At 64.4% G+C, this 24,382-nt stretch carries 12 protein-coding genes; 6 read left to right on the top strand and 6 right to left on the bottom strand.

Going from position 1 to position 24,382, the window contains the following annotated elements; translation table 11 throughout:
• The first annotated feature begins 366 nt into the window (after nucleotides 1-366).
• From Q9Q94_RS12410 to Q9Q94_RS12400, 3 genes are read left to right on the top strand one after another with little or no spacing between them, the layout of a single operon-like run.
• Nucleotides 367-975, top strand: a complete 609-nt coding sequence (locus Q9Q94_RS12410) for a hypothetical protein (protein WP_305980398.1) — start codon at nucleotides 367-369, stop codon at nucleotides 973-975.
• Entirely contained in the window at nucleotides 972-2,351 is a 1,380-nt protein-coding gene (locus Q9Q94_RS12405; RefSeq protein WP_305980397.1) for an MATE family efflux transporter, read from the top strand. Before Q9Q94_RS12410 ends, Q9Q94_RS12405 begins: the two co-directional genes overlap by 4 nt.
• 43 nt (nucleotides 2,352-2,394) lie before the next feature.
• The gene (locus tag Q9Q94_RS12400) at nucleotides 2,395-3,168 is read left to right on the top strand and encodes an NAD-dependent deacylase (protein ID WP_305980396.1); all 774 of its coding nucleotides are present in this window, start codon (nucleotides 2,395-2,397) and stop codon (nucleotides 3,166-3,168) included.
• 166 nt (nucleotides 3,169-3,334) lie between these two features.
• Here the strand turns inward: Q9Q94_RS12400 and Q9Q94_RS12395 are convergent, their stop codons facing one another.
• The 3 genes from Q9Q94_RS12395 to Q9Q94_RS12385 all read right to left on the bottom strand — a co-directional run bounded on the left by Q9Q94_RS12395 (nucleotide 3,335) and on the right by Q9Q94_RS12385 (nucleotide 10,960).
• A complete protein-coding gene (locus tag Q9Q94_RS12395) occupies nucleotides 3,335-5,563 on the bottom strand; it encodes a UvrD-helicase domain-containing protein (protein WP_305980395.1) in 2,229 nt (742 codons plus the stop codon).
• Nucleotides 5,564-5,849: 286 nt separating this feature from the next.
• The gene (locus Q9Q94_RS12390) at nucleotides 5,850-10,040 is read right to left on the bottom strand and encodes a CHASE domain-containing protein (protein WP_305980394.1); all 4,191 of its coding nucleotides are present in this window, start codon (nucleotides 10,038-10,040) and stop codon (nucleotides 5,850-5,852) included.
• Entirely contained in the window at nucleotides 10,037-10,960 is a 924-nt protein-coding gene (locus Q9Q94_RS12385; RefSeq protein ID WP_305980393.1) for a diguanylate cyclase, read from the bottom strand. Before Q9Q94_RS12385 ends, Q9Q94_RS12390 begins: the two co-directional genes overlap by 4 nt.
• Before the next feature lie 362 nt (nucleotides 10,961-11,322).
• Between Q9Q94_RS12385 and Q9Q94_RS12380 the strand changes: the two genes are divergently transcribed.
• The 3 genes from Q9Q94_RS12380 (at nucleotide 11,323) to Q9Q94_RS12370 (ending at nucleotide 19,945) form a co-directional block, all read left to right on the top strand.
• A complete protein-coding gene (locus Q9Q94_RS12380; RefSeq protein ID WP_305980392.1) occupies nucleotides 11,323-14,280 on the top strand; it encodes a PAS domain-containing protein in 2,958 nt (985 codons plus the stop codon).
• Nucleotides 14,277-16,394: an ATP-binding protein gene (locus Q9Q94_RS12375; protein ID WP_305980391.1), complete on the top strand. Its 2,118-nt coding sequence runs from the start codon at nucleotides 14,277-14,279 to the stop codon at nucleotides 16,392-16,394. The genes Q9Q94_RS12380 and Q9Q94_RS12375 overlap by 4 nt, the downstream gene beginning before the upstream one ends.
• Before the next feature lie 275 nt (nucleotides 16,395-16,669).
• On the top strand, nucleotides 16,670-19,945 hold the full coding sequence (locus tag Q9Q94_RS12370; protein WP_305980390.1) for a PAS domain-containing protein: 3,276 nt from the start codon (nucleotides 16,670-16,672) through the stop codon (nucleotides 19,943-19,945).
• Nucleotides 19,946-20,093: 148 nt separating this feature from the next.
• Here the strand turns inward: Q9Q94_RS12370 and Q9Q94_RS12365 are convergent, their stop codons facing one another.
• Genes Q9Q94_RS12365 through Q9Q94_RS12355 form a run of 3 tightly spaced genes read right to left on the bottom strand, consistent with a single transcriptional unit; the run spans nucleotide 20,094 to nucleotide 24,108 of the window.
• Entirely contained in the window at nucleotides 20,094-20,858 is a 765-nt protein-coding gene (locus Q9Q94_RS12365; RefSeq protein WP_305980389.1) for a molybdopterin-binding protein, read from the bottom strand.
• A 4-nt stretch (nucleotides 20,859-20,862) separates the two neighbouring features.
• Complete coding sequence (locus Q9Q94_RS12360; protein WP_305980388.1) at nucleotides 20,863-21,612, bottom strand: EI24 domain-containing protein; 750 nt, start codon at nucleotides 21,610-21,612, stop codon at nucleotides 20,863-20,865.
• 9 nt (nucleotides 21,613-21,621) lie between these two features.
• Nucleotides 21,622-24,108 carry an ABC transporter permease gene (locus Q9Q94_RS12355; RefSeq protein ID WP_305980387.1) on the bottom strand — a complete coding sequence of 829 codons (2,487 nt, stop codon included), beginning with the start codon at nucleotides 24,106-24,108 and terminating at the stop codon, nucleotides 21,622-21,624.
• Between the last annotated feature and the right edge of the window lie 274 nt (nucleotides 24,109-24,382).

Raw genomic sequence — 24,382 nt, 5'->3', positions numbered from 1 at the left:
CTGAGTGGTTGGACGGGGAGAGAGGGCCTCCAGCAAAGCTGTCAGCGCCCATATCGTGACACTATCGCAAAAGTGGTTTTTGATCCAATACCAAAATCACAAGGTCTGCATAGTTCATGGCAATCGGTACCTCAAGCTACAGGCGAGGTCGGTACTTCGCTCAGGCAGCGCCCGCATGGGTGACGCCCCGAAGACTGGCTTGCCACGGACCTCTTCAGGCAGGCATGCGGAAGAAGTCCGTCCCATGCGACTGAGCGGGCAGCAACAGAATAAGGGCGCACAGCCGGAAACTTCGCCGCCATCGCCCGCTCCAATCCCCAACATGCGACTTCCCACATTCCATCCGCCCCCGTACACTCTCACCCCATGAACACTTCTGAAGTTGCCGTCCTGCTCAAGGGCGATGTATTGCACCGCAAATCCCGTCGCTGGGCAGTGGCCGCGCTGATTGCACTCCTGATCACCCTGCCCGCCATCATTTTCATCAAGCCCCTGTGGTACCAGCTGATCACGCTCGGTTCCGGTGCCTTCATGCTTGCCGCAGCCGCCTGGGCACTGGTCATGGCTGCCGGCCCGGTCGCTGCACTGGTCTGCGCCATTGTCGCGCTGTTCCTGCGGGTGGAAGCCGGCTTCGCACCGCGCTCGCGCGTGCGCCGTTTTGGCGATGTCCTGGCGATTGGCGGCGGCCTGCTGATCAGCTTCACGCCCGCCATCGCTGCGCTATACCCGCCGGTGAAAGCCGTCCTCACGGGCTACATCGCCTTCCGCGGCCTTGGTCAGCAATACCCGCTGGCAGGCGATCCGCATGGCTTCTGGCAGGCCGTGGCGTCCTGGCTGATGGGCGCCACCGTCCTGGCAACACTGGCCACGCTGTACTGGCGCGCCAAATGGCATCAGTGTGCAAGCAGCAAGGCAGCCCGATGCGCCGAGACCTCCCCGCCTGAGGCAGAGAGCGTCGTGGAGAGGGCCGCTTGAGCCCCGCACGCACTTCGGGTGTGCCAGATTTTTCCATCCTCCGGGCCATCGCGAAACACGCCAGCCCGATCCTGATTGCCCAGCTCGCCTCGATGAGCACGGCGATTGTCGACACCCTGATCACGGCCCGCGTCGACACCATCGATCTGGCCGCTGTCGGCATCGGTGCGGGGCTCTACATGTCCGTCATGCTCGCCGGCGCCGGGGTGGTGCAGGGGCTCACCCCGATTGCCGCGCATCACGTCGGCGCAAAACGCTTCGAGCAATTGCCGGCTACGCTGCAGCAAGGCCTGTGGCTGTGTCTCGCGCTGGCTCTCGTTGGCAGCCTGATCCTCGCTACGCCGGACTGGCTGCTGACCATGAACGATGTCAGCCCGGCCGTGGCCGAGCGTACACGCGCCTATCTCGCCGTGCTGGCGCTGGCCCTGCCCGGCACGCTGGTGTATCGCGCCTGCGGGGGCATGCTCAACGCGCTGGGCCGCCCGCGCATGCTGATGTTCTTCGGGCTGGCAAATGCCGGCAGCCACGTGTTGCTGGCGCCAGCGCTGGCATTCGGGTGGCTGGGTCTGCCCGCACTTGGCGCAGTCGGTTGCGCGGCGTCAGTGGCGCTCAACACCACATTGCTGGCCATCATCGGGCTCGTGTATCTGGCCCGCTCGCCCGTCAGCCGCGAGTTCAAACTGCTGCGTCACTGGAGCGGGCCACGCTGGTCACTGCTCGCCGAGCACCTCAAGCTGGGTCTGCCGATCGGGCTGTCCACCTTTGTCGAGATGAGCAGTTTCGCGCTGATCGGCCTGCTCGTTGCCGGTCTGGGTGCCGAGGCAGTGGGCGCCAATCGCCTGCTCGGCAACTTCGCAGGCACCTGTTACATGCTGCCGCTGTCGATCTCGATTGCCACCCTGTCGCTGGTCGGTCAGGCTGCCGGCGCGCGGGACTGGGCACGTGTGCGCCGCACCGCAGGCGCCGGCATGGCGCTGGGTTGCACGATTTCGATGCTGGTCGGCATCACCCTGTGGCTGTTGCAGACCCCATTGATCAACGCCAGCGTGCCGGACCCGGCGGTGCGCAACGCCGCCTGGGGTCTGGTCGGGCTGATCGCGTTCTACCAGCTTTTCGATGCGGCTCAGACCATCGCCGCACAAGCCTTGCGCGGGCTGAAGATCACCACCTTGCCGATGCTCGTGCATGTATTCAGCTTCTGGGGAGTGGGCCTGGCCGGCGGTTGGTGGCTGTGCTACCGGGGCGTGGATGCATTCGGCATCTCCGCGCAGGGGCTGGCCGGTTTCTGGCAGGCTGGCGTCGCCTCCTCGGGCGTGGCTGCGCTACTCTTTACAGGATTGCTGTGGGCGACGCTGCGCCGACCAGCCACCGTTTGAAACCGGAATTTTTACCGCAGGGCAACACCTTCAGGAGCACGCCATGACCGACCTGCCTGATCTCGACCAAGTCGCCACCCGCCTCGCCAGCGCCCGCCGGGTGCTGTTCATCACCGGCGCAGGCATTTCAGCGGACTCCGGCCTGCCCACCTATCGCGGCATTGGCGGCTTGTACAACGATCAGCACACCGATGACGGCCTGCCCATTGAAGTCGCGCTCTCCGGCGAGGTGATGGAGATCCAGCCGGAAATCACCTGGAAGCATCTGGCGCAGATCGAGGCCACCTGCCGCGGCGCCAGGCCGAATGCCGCCCACCGCATCATCGCCGCCCTGCAGGAGCGCGTGCCCACCACCGTCCTTACGCAAAACATCGACGGTTTCCACCGGCAGGCCGGCAGCACCGATCTGATCGAGATTCACGGCGACCTGTTCGAACTCTACTGCCCGCACTGCGGTCACCATGAAACGCGCAGCGATTACAGCGGGCTGAAAACGCTGCCGCCGCCCTGCCCGCACTGCCTCGGCCATCTGCGCCCGGCCGTGGTGCTGTTCGGCGAGGCCCTGCCCAAGCCCGCCGTGCAGAGACTGGAACAGATCCTGGATGAGGGCTACGACCTGGTGTTTTCGATCGGCACGACCAGCGTCTTTCCCTACATCGCCCAGCCCTTCGTGGCGGCCAGACAGTTCGACGCATTGGCAGTGGAAATCAATCCGACTCCCACCGAAGTCAGCCGCTTCGCCGATGTTACCTGGCGCTGCGGCGCCGCCACGGCGCTGGAAGCGCTGTGGAACGCACTGCGCGCAGCGGAAGGCTGAATAGATCGGAAGGGTCGCTCAAGACCCGCTTCTGGCAAGGCTCTCCAGCCTCAACCCCGGAAAACTCAGACAGGCAAAGCTTCTTCAGACCACCCACCTGAAGAAGACCGCTGCAAGCGGCTCTCCAGCCACCCTCACAGATCGGTCTGCGCAAACTGCAGCGGCGTCAAACCGCTTCGAGCTTGGCGATGCTCAGCATCAGCAACTTCATGCCCACACCGGCGCCGAAGTTGATCTGCACCTTGGCATCCTCGCCGCTACCTTGCGCCGCCACGATCACGCCTTCGCCGAATTTGGCGTGGCGCACCAGCTGGCCGATGCGCAAGCCATCCAGATCGCGGCTCTTCTGCGGCGGCGTACGCTGCGCAGCGGAGAACACCGATTCGCTCTGATACGTCGGTGTGGAGCCCTGAGCGCCACCAAAACGTGAAGGCGCGCTCCAGGCCTGCACGCGCGGGGTCAGCCATTTCAGCAATTGCTCGGGAATCTCGTCGAAGAAGCGGCTCTTGATCGCATAACGCGTCTGGCCGTGCAGCATGCGGCTCTGGGCGAGCGTCAGGTACAGACGCTGACGCGCGCGGGTGACCGCCACGTACATCAGGCGGCGCTCTTCTTCCAGACTCGCCACGTCATTCATGCTCTGTTCATGCGGGAAGAGCCCGTCTTCCACGCCGGTGATGAACACCGCGTCGAACTCCAGCCCTTTGGCGGCGTGCACGGTCATCAGCTGCACCGCGTCCTGCCCGGCCTCGGCCTGATGATCGCCGGCCTCCAGCGAGGCGTGCGCCAGGAAGCGCGAGAGCGGATCGCCCGGCAGCGCCTCTTCACCTTCAGCCACCGGCTGATCGGCTTCGTTGATGAAGTAGCGTGCCGCGCTCACCAGTTCGTCCAGATTCTCCAGGCGTTCCTGACCCTCGCGCTCGGCCTGGTAATGCTTGCGCAGGCCTGAAGCGTCGAGAATGTGATCGACGATTTCGTAGAGCGGCAATTCGCTGGTGATCTGGCGCATCTCCTCGATCAGGCGCACAAAGGCGCCAATGGCCACGCCCGGTTTGCCGGCCAGATGCGGCACCGTCGCATACAGGCTGGTATTGAAGCTGCGCGCGGCGTCCTGCAATTGTTCCAGCGAACGGGCGCCGATGCCTCGCGTGGGGAAATTCACCACGCGCAGAAAGGCAGTGTCGTCATCCGGGTTGGCCAGGAGGCGCAGATAGGCCAGTGCGTGCTTGATTTCCTGACGCTCGAAGAAGCGCAGGCCGCCATACACCTTGTAGGCCACCCCGCTGGAAAAAAGCTGGTGTTCCAGCACGCGCGACTGTGCGTTGCTGCGATAGAGCAGAGCGATGTCCGAGCGGCTAGCACCATCACGGATCAGCTGCTGGATCTCCTCAACAATCCAGCGCGCCTCGTCCAGATCGGTCGCCGCCTCGTACACGCGGATCGGCTCGCCACTGCCCTGATCGGTCCACAGATTCTTGCCCAGGCGTGCGCTGTTGTTGGCGATGATGGCGTTGGCCGCATCCAGGATGTTGCCGTGCGAGCGGTAGTTCTGCTCCAGACGGATGACGGCGGCCACCTTGAACTCGTGTTCGAAGTCACGCATGTTGCCGACTTCCGCACCACGGAAGCCGTAGATGCTCTGGTCATCGTCGCCCACCGCGAACACCGCGCTCTGATTCTCCGCACCATAGGCCGCGAGCATCTTCAACCACAGGTACTGCAGGCGGTTGGTATCCTGGAATTCGTCAACGAGGATATGGCGGAAGCGGTTCTGGTAATGGCGGCGGATCGGCTCGTTGCGCTCCAGCAATTCGTAGCAGCGCAGCATCAGCTCGGCGAAATCGACCACGCCTTCCTTCTGGCACTGTGCCTCGTATTCGGCATAGAGGCCGACGCGCTGGCGGGTGTAGTCATCCCAGGCCTCGACGTGCGGCGGGCGATGGCCGGCTTCCTTGTTGCCATTGATGAAGTGTTGCAGCTCGCGCGGCGGGAATTTCTCGTCATCGACGTTAAGCGTTTTCAGCAGGCGCTTGATCGCGGCGAGCTGATCGGCCGTGTCCAAAATCTGGAAGGTCTGCGGCAGTGCGGCTTCGCGGTAGTGCGCGCGCAGCATGCGGTTGCAGAGGCCGTGGAAGGTGCCGATCCACATCCCGCGGGTGTTGATCGGCAGCATTGCGCCCAGGCGCGTGAGCATCTCCTTCGCCGCCTTGTTGGTAAATGTCACGCCAAGGAGGCTGGCCGGGCTGGCCTGACCGGTCTGCAGCAGCCAGGCGATGCGGGTGGTCAGCACGCGGGTCTTGCCAGAGCCGGCCCCGGCCAGAATCAGTGCCGGCTGCGGCGGCAGGGTCACGGCGGCGAGTTGTTCGGCGTTGAGGTTTTCGAGCAGCTTGGACATGAGGGCGACGCGTCAGAGGTGAGCGCGCATTTTAAAGAAGGACGGCGTGCGGAGGAAAAGTTTCGGCCGACCTTGCCAGCGCAGACCTGCGGGGCCCGCGCAAGGAGCGATGGGCCTGCCATGAGGGCTGCCTGATGATCGCGGGTTTTGCCAGTTTCTGTGGCCTGCCCGGAAAGCCGCATCTGACGGGTTTCTGCAGGCAGGCATGCTGAAAACCAGCGCCAGACAATAGTCTTGCGCGTACCATGCCGAAAAACCTTGCCCGTCGCGGCTCTGCAGCCCGCGTTCAGCTCTGACTGATCAGCTTCTCCAGCAGTGCGGCGGCCGGATCGAAATCCAGCCCGCTAATCAGCAGGGTCAGGCGTTCGGCATCGGTCGCGCCGAAGACGCCAGGCAGACCGGCACGCAGGTATTCAAAGGCGTCCAGCGCGTCCAGATCGTGACTGAGCAATTGCTGCAACAACTGCTGCAAGGCCACCCGATCCACCCCCATGACCGCAGAAGAGGCCTGTGCCGGCGACAGCCGGCTCTGCTCCAGAGCGCGCGAAATGGCCGGCAACAGGCGTTCCAGCTCATCATGGATTGTTTCCAGATGCTGCTGCGCCAGCCTGATGTCGCCGGCCTGCACGGCCGCTTCAGCGCCACGCGCGAGTTCGGCCAGGGCGAGCGCCCCGACACTGGCAGCGGTGGATTTGAGGGTATGGAAGCCCCGCCCTGCGTCACGCAGCGCGCCTTCATCCAGAAAACGCCGGGTGGCCGCGAAAACCTCACTGGCCTCGATGCGGAACTGCAGCAGCAATTCACGATACAAGGCCTGGTTCCCGCCAATGCGTGCCAGCGCAGTCGCCTGATCCACGCCTTCAATGGGCTCCTCCAGCACGGTTTCGACGGGCGTTGCGGCAAGCGCCGCGCCCACCGCTGCGCGGGCAGATGGATCGGTCTCCGGCACACCGGCGGGACGATACCCCGCGCCAAGCAGCACGCGCTCCAGCGTGTCGATGGTCAGCTGGGCATCCAGCGGTTTGGAAAGGAAATCCGTCATCCCTGCCGCCATGCACTCTTCGCGCTGCGACTGCAGCACCCCGGCAGTCATGGCCACAATGGGCAGTCTCAGCTGCAGTTCGCTGCGGATCAGGCGGGTCGCCGTGCAGCCATCCATGACCGGCATCTGCACATCCATCAGCACCATCACGTACAGGCCGGGGTGGCGGCGCAGTTGTTCAACGGCTTCCTGCCCGTTGCCAGCTATATCGATGATGGCGCCGGCCTGCTGCAGGATGCCGCGCGCAACCATCTGGTTGATCGTATTGTCTTCCACCAGCAGCAGGCGTGCGCCGCGCAGCGAGCGGGCCCGCAACTGCAGCTCGGGCACCTGCATCAGCTTGCGCAGATCCCGCGCACTGTCACGTTTGGCACAGGCCTGCATGACGCTGTCGAGCAGGGTTGAGCTGGTAACCGGCTTGATCAGTACACCATCGAGCGACACGGCCAGCGGATCGCCACTCATGGCCTCACGCCCATACACCGAAGAAATTCCAAGCACGATGGCATGACGCGTCGAAGCTTTGCCACGCAATTGCGACAGCAGCAGATCGCGGCCACGATCAGGCATGTTCCAGTCGATCAGCACCACATCGTGCACCCGGCCACGCGTGATGATGCATGCCATGGCTTCGGACTCGCTGGCACAGCTCTCGCAGCTCACTCCCAGCGCTCCGGCGGCCGAGGCGATCGAGCCAACGGCAGTCGAGCTGGCTTCGACCAGCAACAGGTCGCGCACCTCCAGCCCGGCCAGTGACTGTGACAGCATGCCCTGCTCCTGCGGCACGCGTTTGAGCCAGACGGTAAACCGGAAACTGCTGCCGCGTGCCGGCATGCTGCTCACCCCGATCTGGCCTCCCATCATCTCGACCAGGCGTTTGCAGATCGCCAGCCCCAGACCGGAACCGCCAAACCTGCGCGTCATCGAACTGTCGGCCTGCGAGAACGGGATGAACAGGCGTCCGATCTGCTCCTCGCTCATGCCGATGCCGGAGTCGCGCACGGTAAAGCGCAACTGCACATCGTCGCCCCGGATCTCGACCAGCTGCACCCGCAGGTTCACCTCGCCTTGCTGGGTGAATTTGATCGCGTTGCCCAGCAGATTGATCAGGATCTGCTGCAGGCGCAACTGATCACCGAGCAGGCTGGAGGGCACGGCAGGATCGATGTCGATGGACAGATCCAGATCCTTGTTGACCGTGCTCGACTGCATGATGTCGGCCAGCGCGTCGGTCATGTCCTGCATGTAGAACGGCGCAGGCGCCAGATCGAGCCGGCCAGCCTCGATCTTGGAGAAATCCAGGATGTCGTTGAGGATGCCGAGCAGGGTTTTGCCGGACACCTCGATCATGCGCAGATACTCGCGCTGCTCGCCATCAAGCTTGCTGAAACCCAGCAGCTGCGCCATGCCCAGCACGGCGTTGAGCGGGGTGCGGATCTCGTGACTCATGTTGGAGAGGAATTCGCTCTTGGAACGACTGGTCGCCTCGGCATGATCACGTGCGGCAGCCAGCGCCCATTCAGTCTGCCGGCGGGCACTGATGTCATAGGCAATGCCAATGAAGCCCACCGCTTCACCCCCCGGCCCATGAATCAGGCTGACGGTCAGATTGACCGGCAAAGCGCTGCCATCCTTGCGGATGTAGCGCCATTCGCGCGCTTCGGTACGCCCGGCACGGGCCGCATGCATGCACACTTCAAACCCTTCGATGCGCTCGCCCGATTCGGCCGACAGCACTTCACCCCGCTCCCGCAGTTCATCCGGATCATGGATGATTGCCGGCGTCTGCTTGCCCACCATTTCTTCGGCAGAGTAGCCCAGCATGCGCTGCGCGCCGGTATTGAAGACGGTAATCAGCCCCGTCATGGTGGTCGCGATGATTGAGAATTCGCTGGCTGAATCGATCACCCCCTCCAGCAAGGCGCGCGTCGCCACCACATGCTGCTCGGCGGCACGCCGCTCGGTAATGTCGGTCAGCGCGGCCAGCACCATCTGGCCGCGCTCCGTCTGCACCGGGCTGAGGGCTATTTCCAGCGCCAGTTCGCTGCCATCACGGCGCACACCGCTGAGCTCCCGCCCTGCTCCCATGGCCCGGCTGGTCGGAAAGAGCATGTAGGATTCGCGCAGGGCCTGATGTCCGCCACGCAGTTCGGCAGGCATCAAGGCTTCGACTGCCACGCCGGTGAGGCCTCCCTCCTCATAGCCAAACATGCGTTCGGCCTGGACATTGGCCATCTCGATGCATCCGCTCCGGTCAACCAGCAGGATGCCGCCCGGGCTGGCCTGCACCACCAGGCGGAAGCGCCCCTCGCTGGCGCGCAACTCGGATGTCATCGCGTCGGCCTTCTCCTGTGCCTTGGCCAGAATGCGCCGCTCGGAGCGGCCGTACAGCAGCAGCAGGGCAAACAGCATTGCGTCCAGAAGCAGGCCGCCATACAGCGTGAGGTCCGGCAGGCGACTGGAGGTGTTTTCGATCAGGCGTGCCCGGGCACTGAACGCGGCAGTCCACATTCCGCCAGGCAGATCAAGCAATACCTCCGAATGCAGGGTCTTCCCGGCGTCCGGCAGGTCCGGTTGCGCATGCACGACAGAATCGTAGAGCAGCTTGCCGGGCTCGATCTGATCACCGTCATAGAGTCGCAGGTCCAGATCGGCATTCTGCTGCTGGCCGAAGATGCCGAGCATCAGTTCATCCATGCGGAATCCGGCAAAGGTGTAGCCGATCAGTGCTTTGCGGCGCTCCTCGACAGTCGCCACCGGTGCGCCGGTGCGATACACCGGCACGTACATGATCACGCTGGTCTGGTTGGCTGCGTCCGCGCCCAGAAACAGGCGCAGCTTGCTTGTCAGTGCGGTGTTGCCTGTATCCCGTGCCCGCTCCATGGCCTGCCGGCGGGACTCATCGGTCAGCATGTCCAGCCCCAGTGCGCGCTGATTGTCACCCACGTCAATCGGCTCGCCGAAGATGATCGCGCTGTAACGCTCACGCCGCCCCGGCGGCAACACCCGGTAATTGGCGAAGCCTTCAGCGCGCATGCGCCGCTCGTGCGCGGCCAGCTCTTCCGGTCCGAACACGATGGCATAACCGATCCCGACCAGCCCCGGATAGCGGTGCTCCAGTTGCAGGGTCTGATAGTAGGCGCGAAATTCCTCGCGGCTCACATCGTTACTGGCCCGCACCAGTCCGCCGGCCCCCAGCAGGATCTGGCGATAGCTTTCCATGCGCTGCTCGATGTCGTGACGTGCTCCGCTCACGGCTTCATGGAACGCACTTTCACGATGCTGCTGCACATAGCGCAGCGCTACGCGCCAGCCAAGCAGCGTCACCAGCAGGCACAGCGCCAGCACCAGCCAGGGCAGCCCATGGCGCAGACGTTCGCTGCGCGCGCCGGAGGCAGGCACTTCGCGCGAAGCCTCCGGCAGCGGGGGCTTCACTGCGCATCCCCCGCAACGATCACACGATTGCGTCCGGCGTCCTTGGCGCGATACAGGGCGGCATCAGCAAACGCCAGAAGCTGCTGATCGGCCTGCTCGGACTCTGGCGCCCCCGCCGCCACACCAATGCTTACGGTCACCACGCCCGGCGGCGAAGCCTCGTGCGGCAAGGCCAGCGCCCGCACCTGGGCGGCGAGGTATTCGCCGTAACGCTGCGCCTCCTCCACACTGCAACTGGGAATGATCACGGCGAACTCCTCGCCGCCGTAGCGTGCCGCCATTTCACCGGGACGCCGGGCACTGGCATCAATGAGCTGCGCCACCTCGCGCAGGCAGGCATCCCCCGCCTGATGCCCATAGAAGTCGTTGTAGGCCTTGAAATTGTCGATATCGATGATCGCCAGCCCCAGCGAGCCGGGCGTACGCCGGTGGCGCCGGCACTCCAGCACCATGCGCTCATCGAAGGCCCGCCGGTTGTGAATGCCGGTCAGGCCATCGCGCATGGCCAGTTCGCGCAGCAGATCGCTCTGCTGCTTCAGCGTCAGGTGGGTCCGCACCCGCGCCCGCACGATGGGCTCGGACAAGGGCTTGCCGATGAAATCCACGGCGCCGACGGCAAAACCGGCCACTTCCTGATCGACGCTGCTGTGCGCCGTGATGAAAATCACCGGCACATCCAGCAGATCGGCGTTTTTCCTGATCTGGCTGCAGGTTTCCAGACCGTCCATGCCGGGCATTTCCATATCCAGCAGGATCAGGTCCGGGCACAGATCGATGGCCATCTTCAGCCCGGCCTCACCACTGGTGGCAAAGTGCACCGAGCCCATGTCCCGTACGAAATGGCTGACCAGACGGATGCTGGTAGGCGAATCGTCGACAATCAGGATCCTGGCTTCACGCCGGGAGTCAGAAAAGTCCATCAAACGCTCTCTCGCACAAGCGGCGGCAGGCTGCCAGCCAGGTTCTCTCACGCTTATCGTCAGGGTGACGGTAATTCTTGAGGTATGCAGAGACCGGCCAGGAAAGGTCCGCAGGCATGCTCCGGAAGCCGCTTCGGGCAAGACTTTCCAGCACATATGCCGCAAGACGCTTGACTGGCGGGCTTCTCCGGCATGCCAGCCGGCTCAGGGCCGCCGGACGCGGCTCTTCAGATACTTCCGTCATCTGCGAGTAACAACCCTTCCGGGCAGCATGGATTGGCCCCGCAGTGGTCAAGACCGGGCCGCCTCCTGCCGATAAGCAGAAAGATGACCCGACTTTGCGCACAAGGTTTTCCGAACCCATGAATATCGATCTGCTCCGCCTGCTTCAGGCCGCTGCCGGTGCCACGCTGGGCGGCGCACTGGCACTGGGGCTCGGGCTGGCACCTGCTCCTGCACTGCTGCTGGGCACGGGTGCGGCGCTGGCGCCCCTGCTGCTGGCGGTGCTCCGCCGCCGGCCGGCGGACGATGTCTGGACGAGCCTGCAGACGGTACTGGACCTGATCCCCGAGCCGGTCTATCTGAAGGACCGGAGCAGCCGCTACATGCTGGTCAACCAGGCTTTTCTGACCGAGCATGACCTGAGGGCAGAACAGATCATCCAGCACAGCCCGGAGGAAGTCTTTGGCCAGGAATACGGCGCCCGGGTACGCGCCGAAGACCAGCGCGTGCTGGCGGGCGAACCGGCCATCAAGCAAGTGCATGAACCCAATCCGGTCACCGGGCGGGAGCGTCACCTGCGGGTAAGCAAGACCCTGTGCCACCTTCCCGACGGCAGCGCCATCATCGTCGGCTGCAACCTGAACACCACCCACTGGCTGCAGACCGAGGATGGTTTGCAGGATGCGTTGCAGCGCGAGAGCAACCTGCGTCAGCGCGTGCAGGATTTCGTCCAGCGCCTGATCGACGTGATCCCTGATCCGGTCTACGTGAAAGACGAGAATCGCCGTTTCGTGATGGTTAACGAGGCCTTCGCGCGCGAACGCGGCCGCCCGCAGGCCAGCCTGCTCGGCCTGACCTCGGATGATCTCGCCAGCGATACCGACTCTGCTGCACTGGCCGCGCGCGAGGATCTGGCTGTGCTGGCCGGCGGCGAGGTCAACAAGGAGCAGCACACCACCCTGCCGGTGAGCGGTGAAGAATGTTTCCGCATCGTGCGCAAGCGTCGCTGCGTGGATGCCGACGGTCATGCGGTGGTCGTGGGCGCGCACCTGTACATCACGCAGTGGAAGCTTGCCGAACGCGAACTGCAGGCAGCCCTGGCACGCGAACAGGCCCTGCGCCAGAACACCCAGGCCTTCAACCAGCGCCTGATCGACGTGATCCCGCAGCCGGTTTATGTGAAGGATGCCGCCAGCCGCTACCTCATGGTCAATGAAGCCATGGTCCGGGACAGTGGCAAAGCCGCCTTTGAACTCCTCGGCCGCACGCCGGAAGAGCTCGGCGCCACGCCGGACTATGCAGCCCTGGTCAAGCGCGAAGACCAGCAGATCATCGACGGCGCAGTGGTGAGCAAGGAAGAGCACATCGTGCATCCTTACTCCGGGCAGGACTCTTTCCGTGTGATTTCCAAGACATCCTGTCTGGATGCCGACGGGCAAACGGTCATCGTCGGCGCCAACTTCGACATCACCCCCTGGCGCCGGGCCGAGAATGCGTTGCAAAGCGCCCTGCAGAACCAGACCCGCCTGCTGGATTTCCTGCAGGCCGTATTCGATGCACTGCCCACGCCACTTTTTGTCGAAAACCTGCACGGCCAGTTCGTGATGGTGAACCGTGCCCTCGCACGCCTGCTCGGCACTCCGGCAGAACGCCTGATCGGGGCAAGCAGCACAGGCATGGGCCTGCCGCCGCTGCCCGAGACAATTCCACTCGAAGATCTGCCCCGCAACCGTCAGGATATGCAGATCCATCACCGCAGTCTGAGCCTGCCCACCGAGATGGGCCAGATCCGGCATTTCGTGCTCTTCGATACGATCAGCGAAGGCGCCGAAAATGAGCCGGTGCGCATCGGTGTGCTCTCCGACATCACCTCGCTGCGCGAGGCAGAAGCCCGCTGGCAACAGGCCAAGGAAGCCGCCGAGAGCGCCAACTCGGCCAAATCAGCCTTCCTCGCCAACATGAGCCATGAGATCCGCACGCCGATCTCCGGCGTGATCGGCACCCTGCGTCTGGCCATGCGTGACACAACACTGTCCGACAGCACCCGCAACTATCTGGAGACCGGGCTATCCAGCGCCGAGTCGCTGCTGGGCATCATCAATGACATTCTGGATTTCTCGAAGATCGAGGCGGGTCAGCTCAAGATCGAGCAGATCGATCTGGACCTGCACAAGCTGCTCGACGACACCACCCGGATCATGCGTCACACCGCGCAGAGCAAAGGCCTGCGCTTCGGTCTGGACATGGGCCCGCAGGTCCCATGCTGGGTCAAGGGCGACCCGGTACGCATCCGTCAGGTGCTCACCAATCTGATCGGCAATGCAATCAAGTTCACCCAGAGCGGGCGCATCACAGTCATCGTTGACGTCGACCATGACGAAGGCGATGGGCGTATCGCCTTTGCCGTGCGTGACACCGGCATGGGCATCCCGCCCGAAGCACTGGGTCGCCTGTTCCAGAAATTCCAGCAGGTCGATACCGCCACCGCGCGCAAATTCGGCGGCACCGGGCTGGGGCTGGCCATCAGCCGTCAGCTGGTGGAAGCCATGGGCGGCGTGATCGGCGTGCAAAGCGAAGAAGGCGTCGGCACCACCTTCCGCTTCACCCTGCCGCTGCTTGCCGGCAGTGCGGCCGAGCCTCCGGCAACGCACGCTGCGCCGCGCACCGCGCAGCACCTGAACATCCTGTGCGCCGAAGACTCGGCCATCAACAGGATGATCATCCGCGCCATGCTGGAAAACATGGGGCATGTGGTCAGCTTTGCCGAAGACGGCATCGCGGCCGTTCAGGCCCTCTCTGAAACGGATTTCGATCTGGTGCTGATGGATGGTCGCATGCCTGAAATGGATGGCGCAGACGCCACCCGCTCCATCCGCCAGGGCGGCCTGCCGGGCATGAACGTGCGCAACCCCGGCATCCCGATCATTGCACTCACCGCCAATGCCAGCATGGAAGATCGCGACGAATATCTGGCTGCCGGCATGAACGATTTCCTGACCAAGCCGATTGATGAAGCGCGCCTCGAAGAGCTGTTGAGGCGCACCAGCGAACAGTTGCAACGCCCCCTCCCCCTCAACCAGCCTGCTGCCCAGACATGAAAACGGAATGGCCCTGGCTTGCCCTGTCTTTTTCAATCGCCCTGCTACTGGCTGGCGGCATCCACCTGCTGGGCCTGCCGCCGCTGCTGGCGCTGTGCCTCACGGGGGCGGGCGCGCTGGTGCTGCCCGGCCTGCGCCTGGCGCGCCAGACCCGCAAGGCCAAATCTGTCGAATCGGCCGAGGTGCATGATTTCATCCAGCGCCTGATCGACGCGATTCCCGAACCGATCTACATCAAGGATGCGCAGGCCCGTTTCCTGTGGGTCAACCACGCATTCGCCGAGGAGCGCCGCCGCCCGGCCAGCGAAATCATCGGCCTGAGTTCTTACGATCTCTCGCCGAACCCGCAGGCCTCCAGTCTGATCTCGAGTGAGGATGCCGAAGTCCTGAAAGGCGGCATCGTTTCCAAGGAACAGCACACAGCCTATCCGGTGACCGGCGAAGAGTGCTTCCGCCTGGTGTCCAAACGCCTGTGCCACGCTCCCGATGGCAAGCCTCTGGTCATCGGTGCGCACTTCGACATCACCCGCCTGCGCCAGGCCGAGATCCGCATGCAGGAATCCCTGGAGCGCGAAGTTGCCCAGCGCCAGCGCACCCAGACCTACATGCAGCGCTTCGTCGACGTGATCCCGCAACCGGTCTACGTGAAGGATGCCAACAGCCGCTATCTGCTGGTCAACCAGTCCTTCTGCGAGCATCGTCTGCTCAGCGCCGAACAGCTGATCGGCAAGTCTCCCTTCGATCTGTCCAAAGACCCGGCACATGCCCGGCGCGTTGTGGATGAAGACCTGGAAATCCTCAACGGACTGGTCATTGCCAAGGAAGAATGCATGAAGCATCCGGTGACCGGCGCAGACGTGTACCGTTTCATCTCCAAGGGCAGCTGCGAAGATGCGGATGGTCACCCGGTCATCGTCGGCGCGAATTTCGACATCACCGCCTGGCGCGAAGCCGAGTTGCGCTGGCAGCATGCCAGCGCCGCCAAGTCGCAGTTCCTGGCAGCCATGAGCCACGAAATCCGCACGCCGCTGTCCGGCGTGATCGGCATGCTGCAACTTGCCATCACGGACCGGACACTGGAGCCGGCAACCCGCGAGCGACTGGAAACCGGCCTGTCCAGCGCGGAATCGCTGCTGGCCATCATCAGCGACATCCTCGATTTCTCGAAGATCGAAGCCGGCCAGCTGCAGCTGGAGCAGATCGATTTCGACCTGCAGGCGACGGTTCGCGAGGTGCTGCAGAGCTTCCGCGAACAGGCCGAACAACGCGCCCTGCACCTGACCCTGGAGCTGGACCCGCAGATCCCGCAACACGTGTGCGGTGACCCGACGCGTATCCGTCAGGTGCTGATCAACCTGATCGGTAATGCCCTCAAATTCACCGAACAGGGCGAGATCAGCGTTGGTGTCCGCGCCAATCCGCCGTGCAACGGGCGCCAGCAGGTGCTCTTCAGCATCCGTGACACCGGCATCGGCATCGCTGCGGAAGAAATTCCGAAACTGTTCCAGATGTTCCAGCAGGCTGACACCTCCACCACCCGGCGCTTTGGCGGCACCGGCCTGGGGCTCGCCATCTGCCGCCAGCTCGTCGAGGCCATGGGCGGCCGGATCAGCGTGTTCAGCACTCCGGGAGCAGGCAGCACGTTTGAATTCGACCTGCAGCTGGCGCCCGGCCAGGCCCCACCCGCCGCAATCAACGCTGAATTGCCGCCGCATCAGCGCAAGCTGCATGTGCTGTGCGCCGAGGATGTCCGCGTCAATCAGCTCATCATCCGCACCCAGCTGCTCAGGATGGGCCACAGCGTCGACATGGTCGAATCTGGTCTGGCCGCTATCCATGCCCTGGCCGGGAAAGATTACGATCTGGTGCTCATGGACGGACGCATGCCCGAAATGGACGGCGCCGACGCCACCCGCGCCATCCGCACCGGCGGCCTGCCCGACGCTCCGGTGCGCAATCCGGCCGTCCGCATCGTGGCCCTGACGGCCAACGCCAGCAACGAAGACCGCGAACAATATCTGGCCAGCGGCATGGATGATTACCTCACCAAGCCCATTCGCGAAGCTCAGCTTCACGCGGCGCTGACCCGGACCATCGAGCTGCTGGAGGGTTGAACAGCGGCACTGGCGGCATGCCCCAAGAGCCGCTTCCAACAAGGATCTCCAGCCAGCATGCCGCGAGACCCGCCATTCACGCCACTCTTGCGCACACCTGCCCGAAGAAGAACACCGGGAGCGGGGCTCCGGACACCCCTTATCCAGAGCCTCTGACCAGACCTCACCAGACGCTTTCAAAACTTCTGTTTCCCCTGAGGGCGACTGGCTCCCGACTGCCGTAGAATCAAGTCAGCACCCACGCCTGGGCGTGCAGCCCGCCTCACCCGGAGAACATGAACAGTCCCTTGCGTGCCCTTCTGCTGTGGTCAGCCTGTGTTGCCGGCACGGTCAGCGGCTTGCTGCTGCTCGCCCCGCCGACATGGCTGGCACTCCTCATCTGCGTGGCGGTCTGCGTACTGCCCGCCCTGCTGATCCTGCAGCGGCAATCACGGCAGGGTCAGATGGCCCTGAAGGCGGAACAGGCTGCCCATCGCGCCACTCACGCTTTCTTCCAGCGCGTGCTGGATGTCATTCCGCATCCGGTTTATCTCAAAGACAGCGAGAGCAGCTACCTGCTGGTCAACGAAGCCTTCATCCGCGACAAGGGGCGTTCGCGGGAAGAACTGGTGGGCAGCAACGGCATCGCCCCAGGCTACCCGGAATCGGTGCGCCAGCAATACGAAGAAGACCAGGCTGTGATGGCGGGCACGCCGCTGTGGAAAGAAGAGCACAAGACCCATGTCATCACCCGTCAGGAGGTCTTCCGCATCATCACCAAGGGGACCTGCCTGGATGCCGGGGGCACGCCGGTCATCGTCGGATCGCATTTCGACATCACCGAGCTGCGTCAGGCGCAGCACGATCTGGCTGCCGCCGCCGAGCGCGAACGCAATCTGCGCGAGCGCGTGCAAGCCTTCACCCAGCGCCTGATCGACGTGATTCCCAGCCCGGTATATGTGCGCAAGCCAGACGGCTATTACCTGCTGGTCAATGAAGCCTTCGCCCGCGAACGCGGCCGCTCGATGCAGGAACTGCTGAACCACCGCGCCTGGGCCACGACCGACGCATCCGACCGGGTACAGGCCGAAGATGCACGCGTCCTGAGCGGACAGGATGTGTACAAGGAAGAACACATCCCCCATCCGGACACCGGCCAGGAGCGCTTCCGCATCATCAGCAAACGCGCCTGCGAGGATACCGAAGGGCAGACCGTCATCGTCGGCGCCAATTTCGACATCACCCCCTGGCGGCGCGCCGAACACGAACTGCAGGCCGCCCTGGAACGCGAAAAATCCTTCCACCAGGACACGCGGGTCTTCATCCAGCGCATCCTCGACATGATTCCCGACCCGGTGTACGTAAAAGATGCGGCGGGTCACTACATCATGGTCAATGCGGCCTTTGCGGCCGAACGCGGCAAGCCGCAGGAGGCCATCCTCGGACTGACCGCACGCGAACTCTCCAACGACCCGGAGGCACGCGAAACGTCGGTCCGCGAAGATACTGAGGTGCTTGCGGGCAGTGAAGTCCTCAAGGAACAGCACAGCACCCACCCGCTCACCGGAAAAGAGGTTTTCCGCATCGTCTCCAAACGCATGTCCACCGACACCTCCGGTCAGCCCGTCATCGTCGGTGCGCATTTCGATCTGACCCGCTGGAAGATTGCCGAGCGCGGCCTGCAGCGGGCCTTGCAGCGCGAACGCGAGCTGCGCGAGCGCGTGCAGAATTTCACCCAGCGCCTCATCGACGTGATCCCGCAGCCGATGTACGTGAAGGACGCCGCCAGCCGCTACATCATGGTCAACGAGGCCTTCGCGCAGGATCAGCAGCGCCCCGCTGCCGAGCTGATCGGCGCCACTCCGGAGATGTTCCGCGCCGAAGACGAACACGTGCAGATGGTCTACGCCGAAGACCGCCAGGTTCTGGCGGGCGACACCATTCTCAAGGAAGAGAAACGCCGTCATTCGGTGACCGGCAAGGAAACCTACCGCCTGATCTCCAAACGCAGCAGCATCGATGCCGAAGGCCATCCGGTCATCGTCGGCGCCAACTTCAACATCACCAGCTGGCGCGAGGCCGAGGAGCGCGCCGCGCGGGCCAGCGAAGCCAAGTCCGTGTTTCTGGCCAGCATGAGCCATGAGATCCGCACGCCGCTGAACGGCCTGATCGGCATGCTGCGCATCACCTTGCGCAAGGAAACCCTGAACGCCAGCGCTCACGACAAGCTGATGATCTGTCTGGCCAACGCCGAGCACCTGCTGGCGATCATCAACGACATCCTCGACTTCTCGAAAATCGAAGCCGGTCAGCTCAGTCTGGAAAATATCGACTTCGATCTGCGCGACATCGTCAGCGAAGCGCTGCAGGTTTTCCACGAACACGCCCAGGCCCACAGCCTGCAGTTCCGCCTGGAGTTCGACCCGGCCCTACCGCCAGGCGTGCGCGGCGACCCGACCCGCCTGCGCCAGATCCTGATGAATCTGGTGGGCAACGCCCTCAAATTCACCGAACACGGCGAGATCTGCGTGCGGGTCGAGAACGTGATCAACACCGCCGAACTGTGCACGGTGCGCTTCACCGTGGAAGACACCGGCATCGGCATTGCCGCCGACGTATTGCCACGCCTGTTCCAGCAATTCCAGCAGGCCGACAGCTCGACCACGCGCAAATACGGCGGCACCGGTCTGGGGCTGGCCATCTGCCGGCAACTGGTCGAAGCCATGGGCGGCAAGATCAGCGTGAAGAGCACGCTCGGCGTCGGCAGCAGTTTCATCTTCGCCCTGCCCATGCCGATCAGCCGCCAGAAAACCGCTAGCTCACTGGCGCCGCTGGATCGCCACAGCCGCGAACTGCGCATCCTGTGTGCCGAAGATTCGCCCACCAATCAGCTCATCATCCAGAATCTGCTCGAAGAGATGGGGCACCACGTCGACATCGTCGAAGACGGACTGGACACCGTCGCCGCGCTGGCGCAACGCGACTACGATCTGGTCCTCATGGACGGGCGCATGCCACGCATGGACGGCGGCGAGGCCGCTCGCGCCATCCGGGCTGGCGGCGTGGAGGGCCTGCAGGTGCGCAACCCGCAGATCCCCATCATCGCGCTGACCGCCAACGCCAGCGAGGAAGACCGCCAGAGCTACCTCGCCGCCGGCATGAACGACTTCCTCACCAAGCCCATCGAAGAGCGCAAGCTGCACGCCATGCTGGCCGCCCACATCGCACGCCAGAATGAAGCCGGCAAACTCGGGAAAACGGACGGCAGCTACACCCCGGGCAGCCGCAAGGGTGATTTCCAGACCCATCTGCGGGCCATGTTCGACGCCGAACTGCCCAGCCGCATCAGCGACATCGAGCGCGCACTGAGCGCTGCCGATTTCGTCACGCTGGCCCGCCAGTTCCACAGCATTCGCGGCGGCGCCCACTACACCGGCGACACCCACCTGCTGGAGCTCGCCACCGTCCTCGAAGCCAACGCCGACCAGCAGGACATGCAAAGCCTTGAACTGCTCTGGCCCCAGCTCAAGACCCAGCTGGAAAGCACCGCGGCAGAGCGGGCAGGAACATAAAAGGCGAAAAAGGCGGCGCTACCCCAAGACCAGCCTCTGACAAGCATTTGCGGCATGCATGCCGTAAAACCCGCCACCGGCGCACCTTTCCAGCACCCCTGCCCGTACAAGCCCGCCGGAAGCGGCTCTCCAGACTGATCGATAAAAATCAGGCCGCCGGCCGCGTATCCTGCGCCGCCGCCCACTCGAAGCCGCGCCGCGTCATCTCGGCGCGAATCTCGCCCATCACCGCCGCCACCACGGCGGGCTCACCCTTGGCGCCCAGCTCGATGTGGCCGCGCTGGCTCGGCGTACTCAGGCTGGGCAGACTGAAGATCGTCACCGCGTGCTGCGCCTCCAACGCCTCCATGAAGCTGATCAGCTCGCCTTCGCGGGCCTCGAACACAAGAATCGACTCCTCGCTGTGCGGCCGGGTGTGATGCAATCCGGCGAACCAGTTGTCCAGCACCCACTCCACCATTGGCCAGGCCATCTCCGGGAAACCCGGCAGGAAGTGGTGCGTGCCCAGCGCGAAGCCGGGAATGCGGTTGTAGGGATTCGGAATGATCCGGCTGCCCACCGGAAATTCCCCCAGACGCAGGCGCAGCGGCGTAGTCTCGGCACCAAACCGCGCGCGGATCGCTGCTTCCGCGTCCGGATGCAGGGCCAGTTCCACGCCCGCCGCAGCGGCCGCGCACTGCCGCGTGTGATCATCCGGCGTGGCACCGATACCGCCGAAGGAAAAAACGATGTCGCCGGTCGCCATGCTCTGCTGCAGCAGCTCGATCAAGCGTGGGCGCTCGTCACCGCAATAGCGTGCCCAGGAGAGCTGCAAGCCACGCACCGCCAGCAGCTCGATCAGCTTGCTCAAATGTTTATCCTGCCGCCGCCCGGAGAGGATTTCATCGCCGATGATGATTGCGCCGAATGCCATGCTTTTACTCCTGTGGAATGTCTTTCAGCGGCCGTGCCCGCTCGCGGCGCAGCGCCTCCAGCAGGTAATGCACGAAGCTCAAACCGCTCCAGGCCGGCACCACGAAGTTCAGGACCGGCACGAAAGCCAGCACCCCTGCACAGATGCCCAGCAGGCGCAGATCCGTCTTGCAGCGCTGCGGCAGCAATACCAGCTCATCGGCGTCGGCGTGATTCATCAGCGCGTCGTAGCTGAAGCAGCGCTGGTTCAGGCGCGCCGAAAGCAGCACCGAAATCACCAGCCCGGCGCCGGGAATCAGCCACAGCGGCAGGCTCAGCAGCAGCAAGACGATGAAGGACAGCGCGGCCTGCAAACTGGTGCGCAGGCTGCCCCATTGCGAGCCGCCGGCGCGACGCTGCAGCCCGGCATAATCACGCGCCGACACCCGCTCCAGCATCAGCGGCAGGGCCACCGTGGCGATCAAGAGCAAGGCACTGGCATAGATCAGCGGCAGCAGCAGAAGCCACAAGAGTATCTGCAGCAGACCACTCACCGCCAGATGCGCCCAGGCGCCACCGGCCACAAACCATTTCCCCAGCAGCGGCAGGCCCGGCAGCAAGGCCTCGCCCGCTGCAGCCAGATCGTCGATGAACAGAGCCCCCAGCACGACCCACACCAGGGCAGAGAGCAGCGCGGGCCACAGCAGGTGCCAGAGCACACCGGGTTCGGTAAGGCTGCGCAGGGCACGCCCAGCCGCGATCAGTATCGAACTCATTTGACTCCCTTACAAAGCGGCACGAATCCCTTCCAGCGCAGGCTGGCGCAACACGCCGCGCACGCCCAGCCAGCCGAAGCCGACGATCACGGCCAGCGCGGCCACGCCACTCAGCGCAAGCAGGCCCAGCCTTGGGGCGAAATCCATTTCAAATACGAAATGCGCCAGCCCCCAGCCGATGCCCAGCGCGGCAAGACCGGCGAGCAGCACGGCGAGCCCGGCCAGCGCGGCGAATTCGGCCAGCAGCGCACTGCGCACCTGATGATTGCGAGCGCCCAAGGCACGCAGGATGGCGATCTCGTAGCTGCGCTCGTCGTGCGTGCTTTGCTGGGCGGCGAGCAGCACGATGATGCCGGCGCAGAGCGCAAAAGCGAAGACGAACTGGACCATGCTCGCCAGCCGGCCGGCGAAGCTCTCGATCTGCGCCAGCACGGCAGCCACATCAATGACATTGATATTCGGGAAAGCTCCCACCAGCTCGCGCACCACGCCGGTTTTTTCCGGCGCGAGATGGAAGCTGGTGATATAGCTGGCTGGCATCTGGTCGAGCAGGCCGGGCGCGGCGATGAAGAAGAAATTCACGCGCATGGAATCCCAATCCAGCTTGCGCACGCTGCCCACGCGGCCACTTACACGCTGGCCGGCTATCTGGAACTCGACACGATCATCCTGCTGGATGCCCAGCGTCTTGCCCACGCCCTGCTCCATCGAGAACACCGGCTCCTTCGCCTCGCCATGCCAGGCACCGCTGACAATCGTGTTACCGGCAGGGAAGGCGCTGCCTTGCGACAGGTTGAATTCGCGCTCGACCAGATTGCGCGCGCGCTCTTCCGGGTAGTCGCTGGCCGACACGGGGCGGCCGTTGATGCTCATCAGGCGCCCGCGAATCATCGGCTGCAGATTCGCCGGCAGACCGTTTCTGACCAGTGTGTCAGCCAGCGGCACACGCTGCTCGGGCTGGATGCCGATGACAAAACGGTTTGGCGCATCCGGCGCCTGCTGCTTGCGCCAGCCGGCCAGCAGATCCTGGCTGACCAGCCCGAGCAGCAGGATGCAGGCCAGGCCCAACGCCAGGGCAACGACCTGGATCACGCTGCTGGCGCGGCGCCGGTACAAGGCGGCGATGCCATAGCGCAAGCCCCAGCTGACCGACATCGCCCGGGTTCGCCCCAAAAGCCCCAGCAGCAGCCAGGCCACACCCACGAACAGTGCAATCGCCACGCTGAAGCCGCCGACCACCGCCAGCCCCAGTTTCCAGTCGCCTGCCATCCACAGCAGCAGGCCGGCCAGCGCGGCGGCACCGATGGCCCACAAGGCGGAACTGCCCGCGCCCATCTCGCCCCATTCGCGGCGCAGCGCGCGGATCGGCGGCACGCCGGTCAGACGCAGGAGTTGCGGCAGCACGAAGCCCAGCGTGAGCACCAAGCCGACGAGCAGGCCGTGCAGCACCGGCAGCCAGCCCGGCGCAGGCAAGGCGGTTTTTACGAGGCTCAGGGCGAGTTGCGCCAGCACCGCCTGCACGCCGAAGCCGGCAAGGCAGGCGAATGCGGAAACCAGCACTGCAAAGCCAAGGAATTCGTAGAGATAAAGGGCCAGCAGCTGGCCACGCCGCGCACCGACGCAGCGCATCACTGCCGCACCATCCAGATGGCGCATGAGATAGCGCCGTGCCGACAGACCGATGGCCACTGCGGCCAGCACCACGGCAAGCATGGCGGTCAGACGCAGGAAGCGGCCGGCGCGGTCCAGCCCGCTGCGCAGCTCGGGACGCGCGTTGTCGAGACTTTCAAGTTCTTCACCGCGCCCAAGCTTTGGCTTGGCCCAGGCTTCGAAGGCCTTCACGACCGGCAGATCACCCGCCAGCAGCAGGCGATAGCGCGCACGACTGCCTTCAACGAGCAAGCCACTGGCCGGCAGATCGGCCGCATTGATCAGCACGCGTGGCGAGAAGCTCGAAAAGCCCATGCCGCGGTCGGATTCGTAAGTCACCAGTGCGCCGATGCGCAGCTTCAGGTAACCGAGCTCCAGCATGTCGCCGGGCTTGAGTTGCAGCGTGTTGAGCAATTGCTCATCAACCCAGGTTTCGCCCCGCACCGGGATGCGCCCGGCCTCGCGCCCCGGCTCGCCGGGCTGATTGGCGATCAGCAGGCTGCCGCGCAGCGGGTGTCCGGCCTCGATGGCCTTGACGGCAGCCAGCTGGGCGCCGGCTTCGGTCGTGGCCATGCTGTTGAAAGTGATGCTGTGCGCCATGCGCAGGCCCAGCCGCGCAGCTTCGGCTTCAATGCTCGCGGGCACGGAATGATCCGCCGAGATCAGCGCGTCGGCACCGAGCAGCTGGGTAGCATCACGCGCCAGCGCCTGTTCGACACGCCCGGTGACGAAGCTGACACTGGTCAGCGCCAGCACCGCCACAAAGAGGGCGATCCCCAGCAGGCTGAGTTCACCGGCGCGCAGGTCGCGGCGCAGCATCTGGAAAGCAAGGCGGAGGGTGTGCATGGCGGGCAGACGTGAGGAGAAAGCAAAGAGATGTCAGGCAGACCGCAGGATAGCCCGATTTGTTCCGCTACGCGCCCGCCATAAGGGTTTGCAGGAGGGGGGCCTGCAGAGCCGCGTGCAGCGGACCTGTGCCGGCAGCCTGACCGGAGAGGCAGGCGGGGCGGGGCTGTACGAGGGGCTACGTAGTCACGGATGCAAGAGGCGTGCAGCACACGATGCCCGCAACGGGAAGCGCGCGCAGTTCATGACTCGCGACGCGTTCCCGGGGCGGATT

The organism is Uliginosibacterium sp. 31-16 (assembly GCF_030730865.1).
Classification (GTDB): Bacteria; Pseudomonadota; Gammaproteobacteria; order Burkholderiales; family Rhodocyclaceae; genus Uliginosibacterium.
The sequence above is the reverse complement of the archived record's forward strand: the minus strand, read 5'-3'. Positions and strand labels throughout refer to the sequence as shown.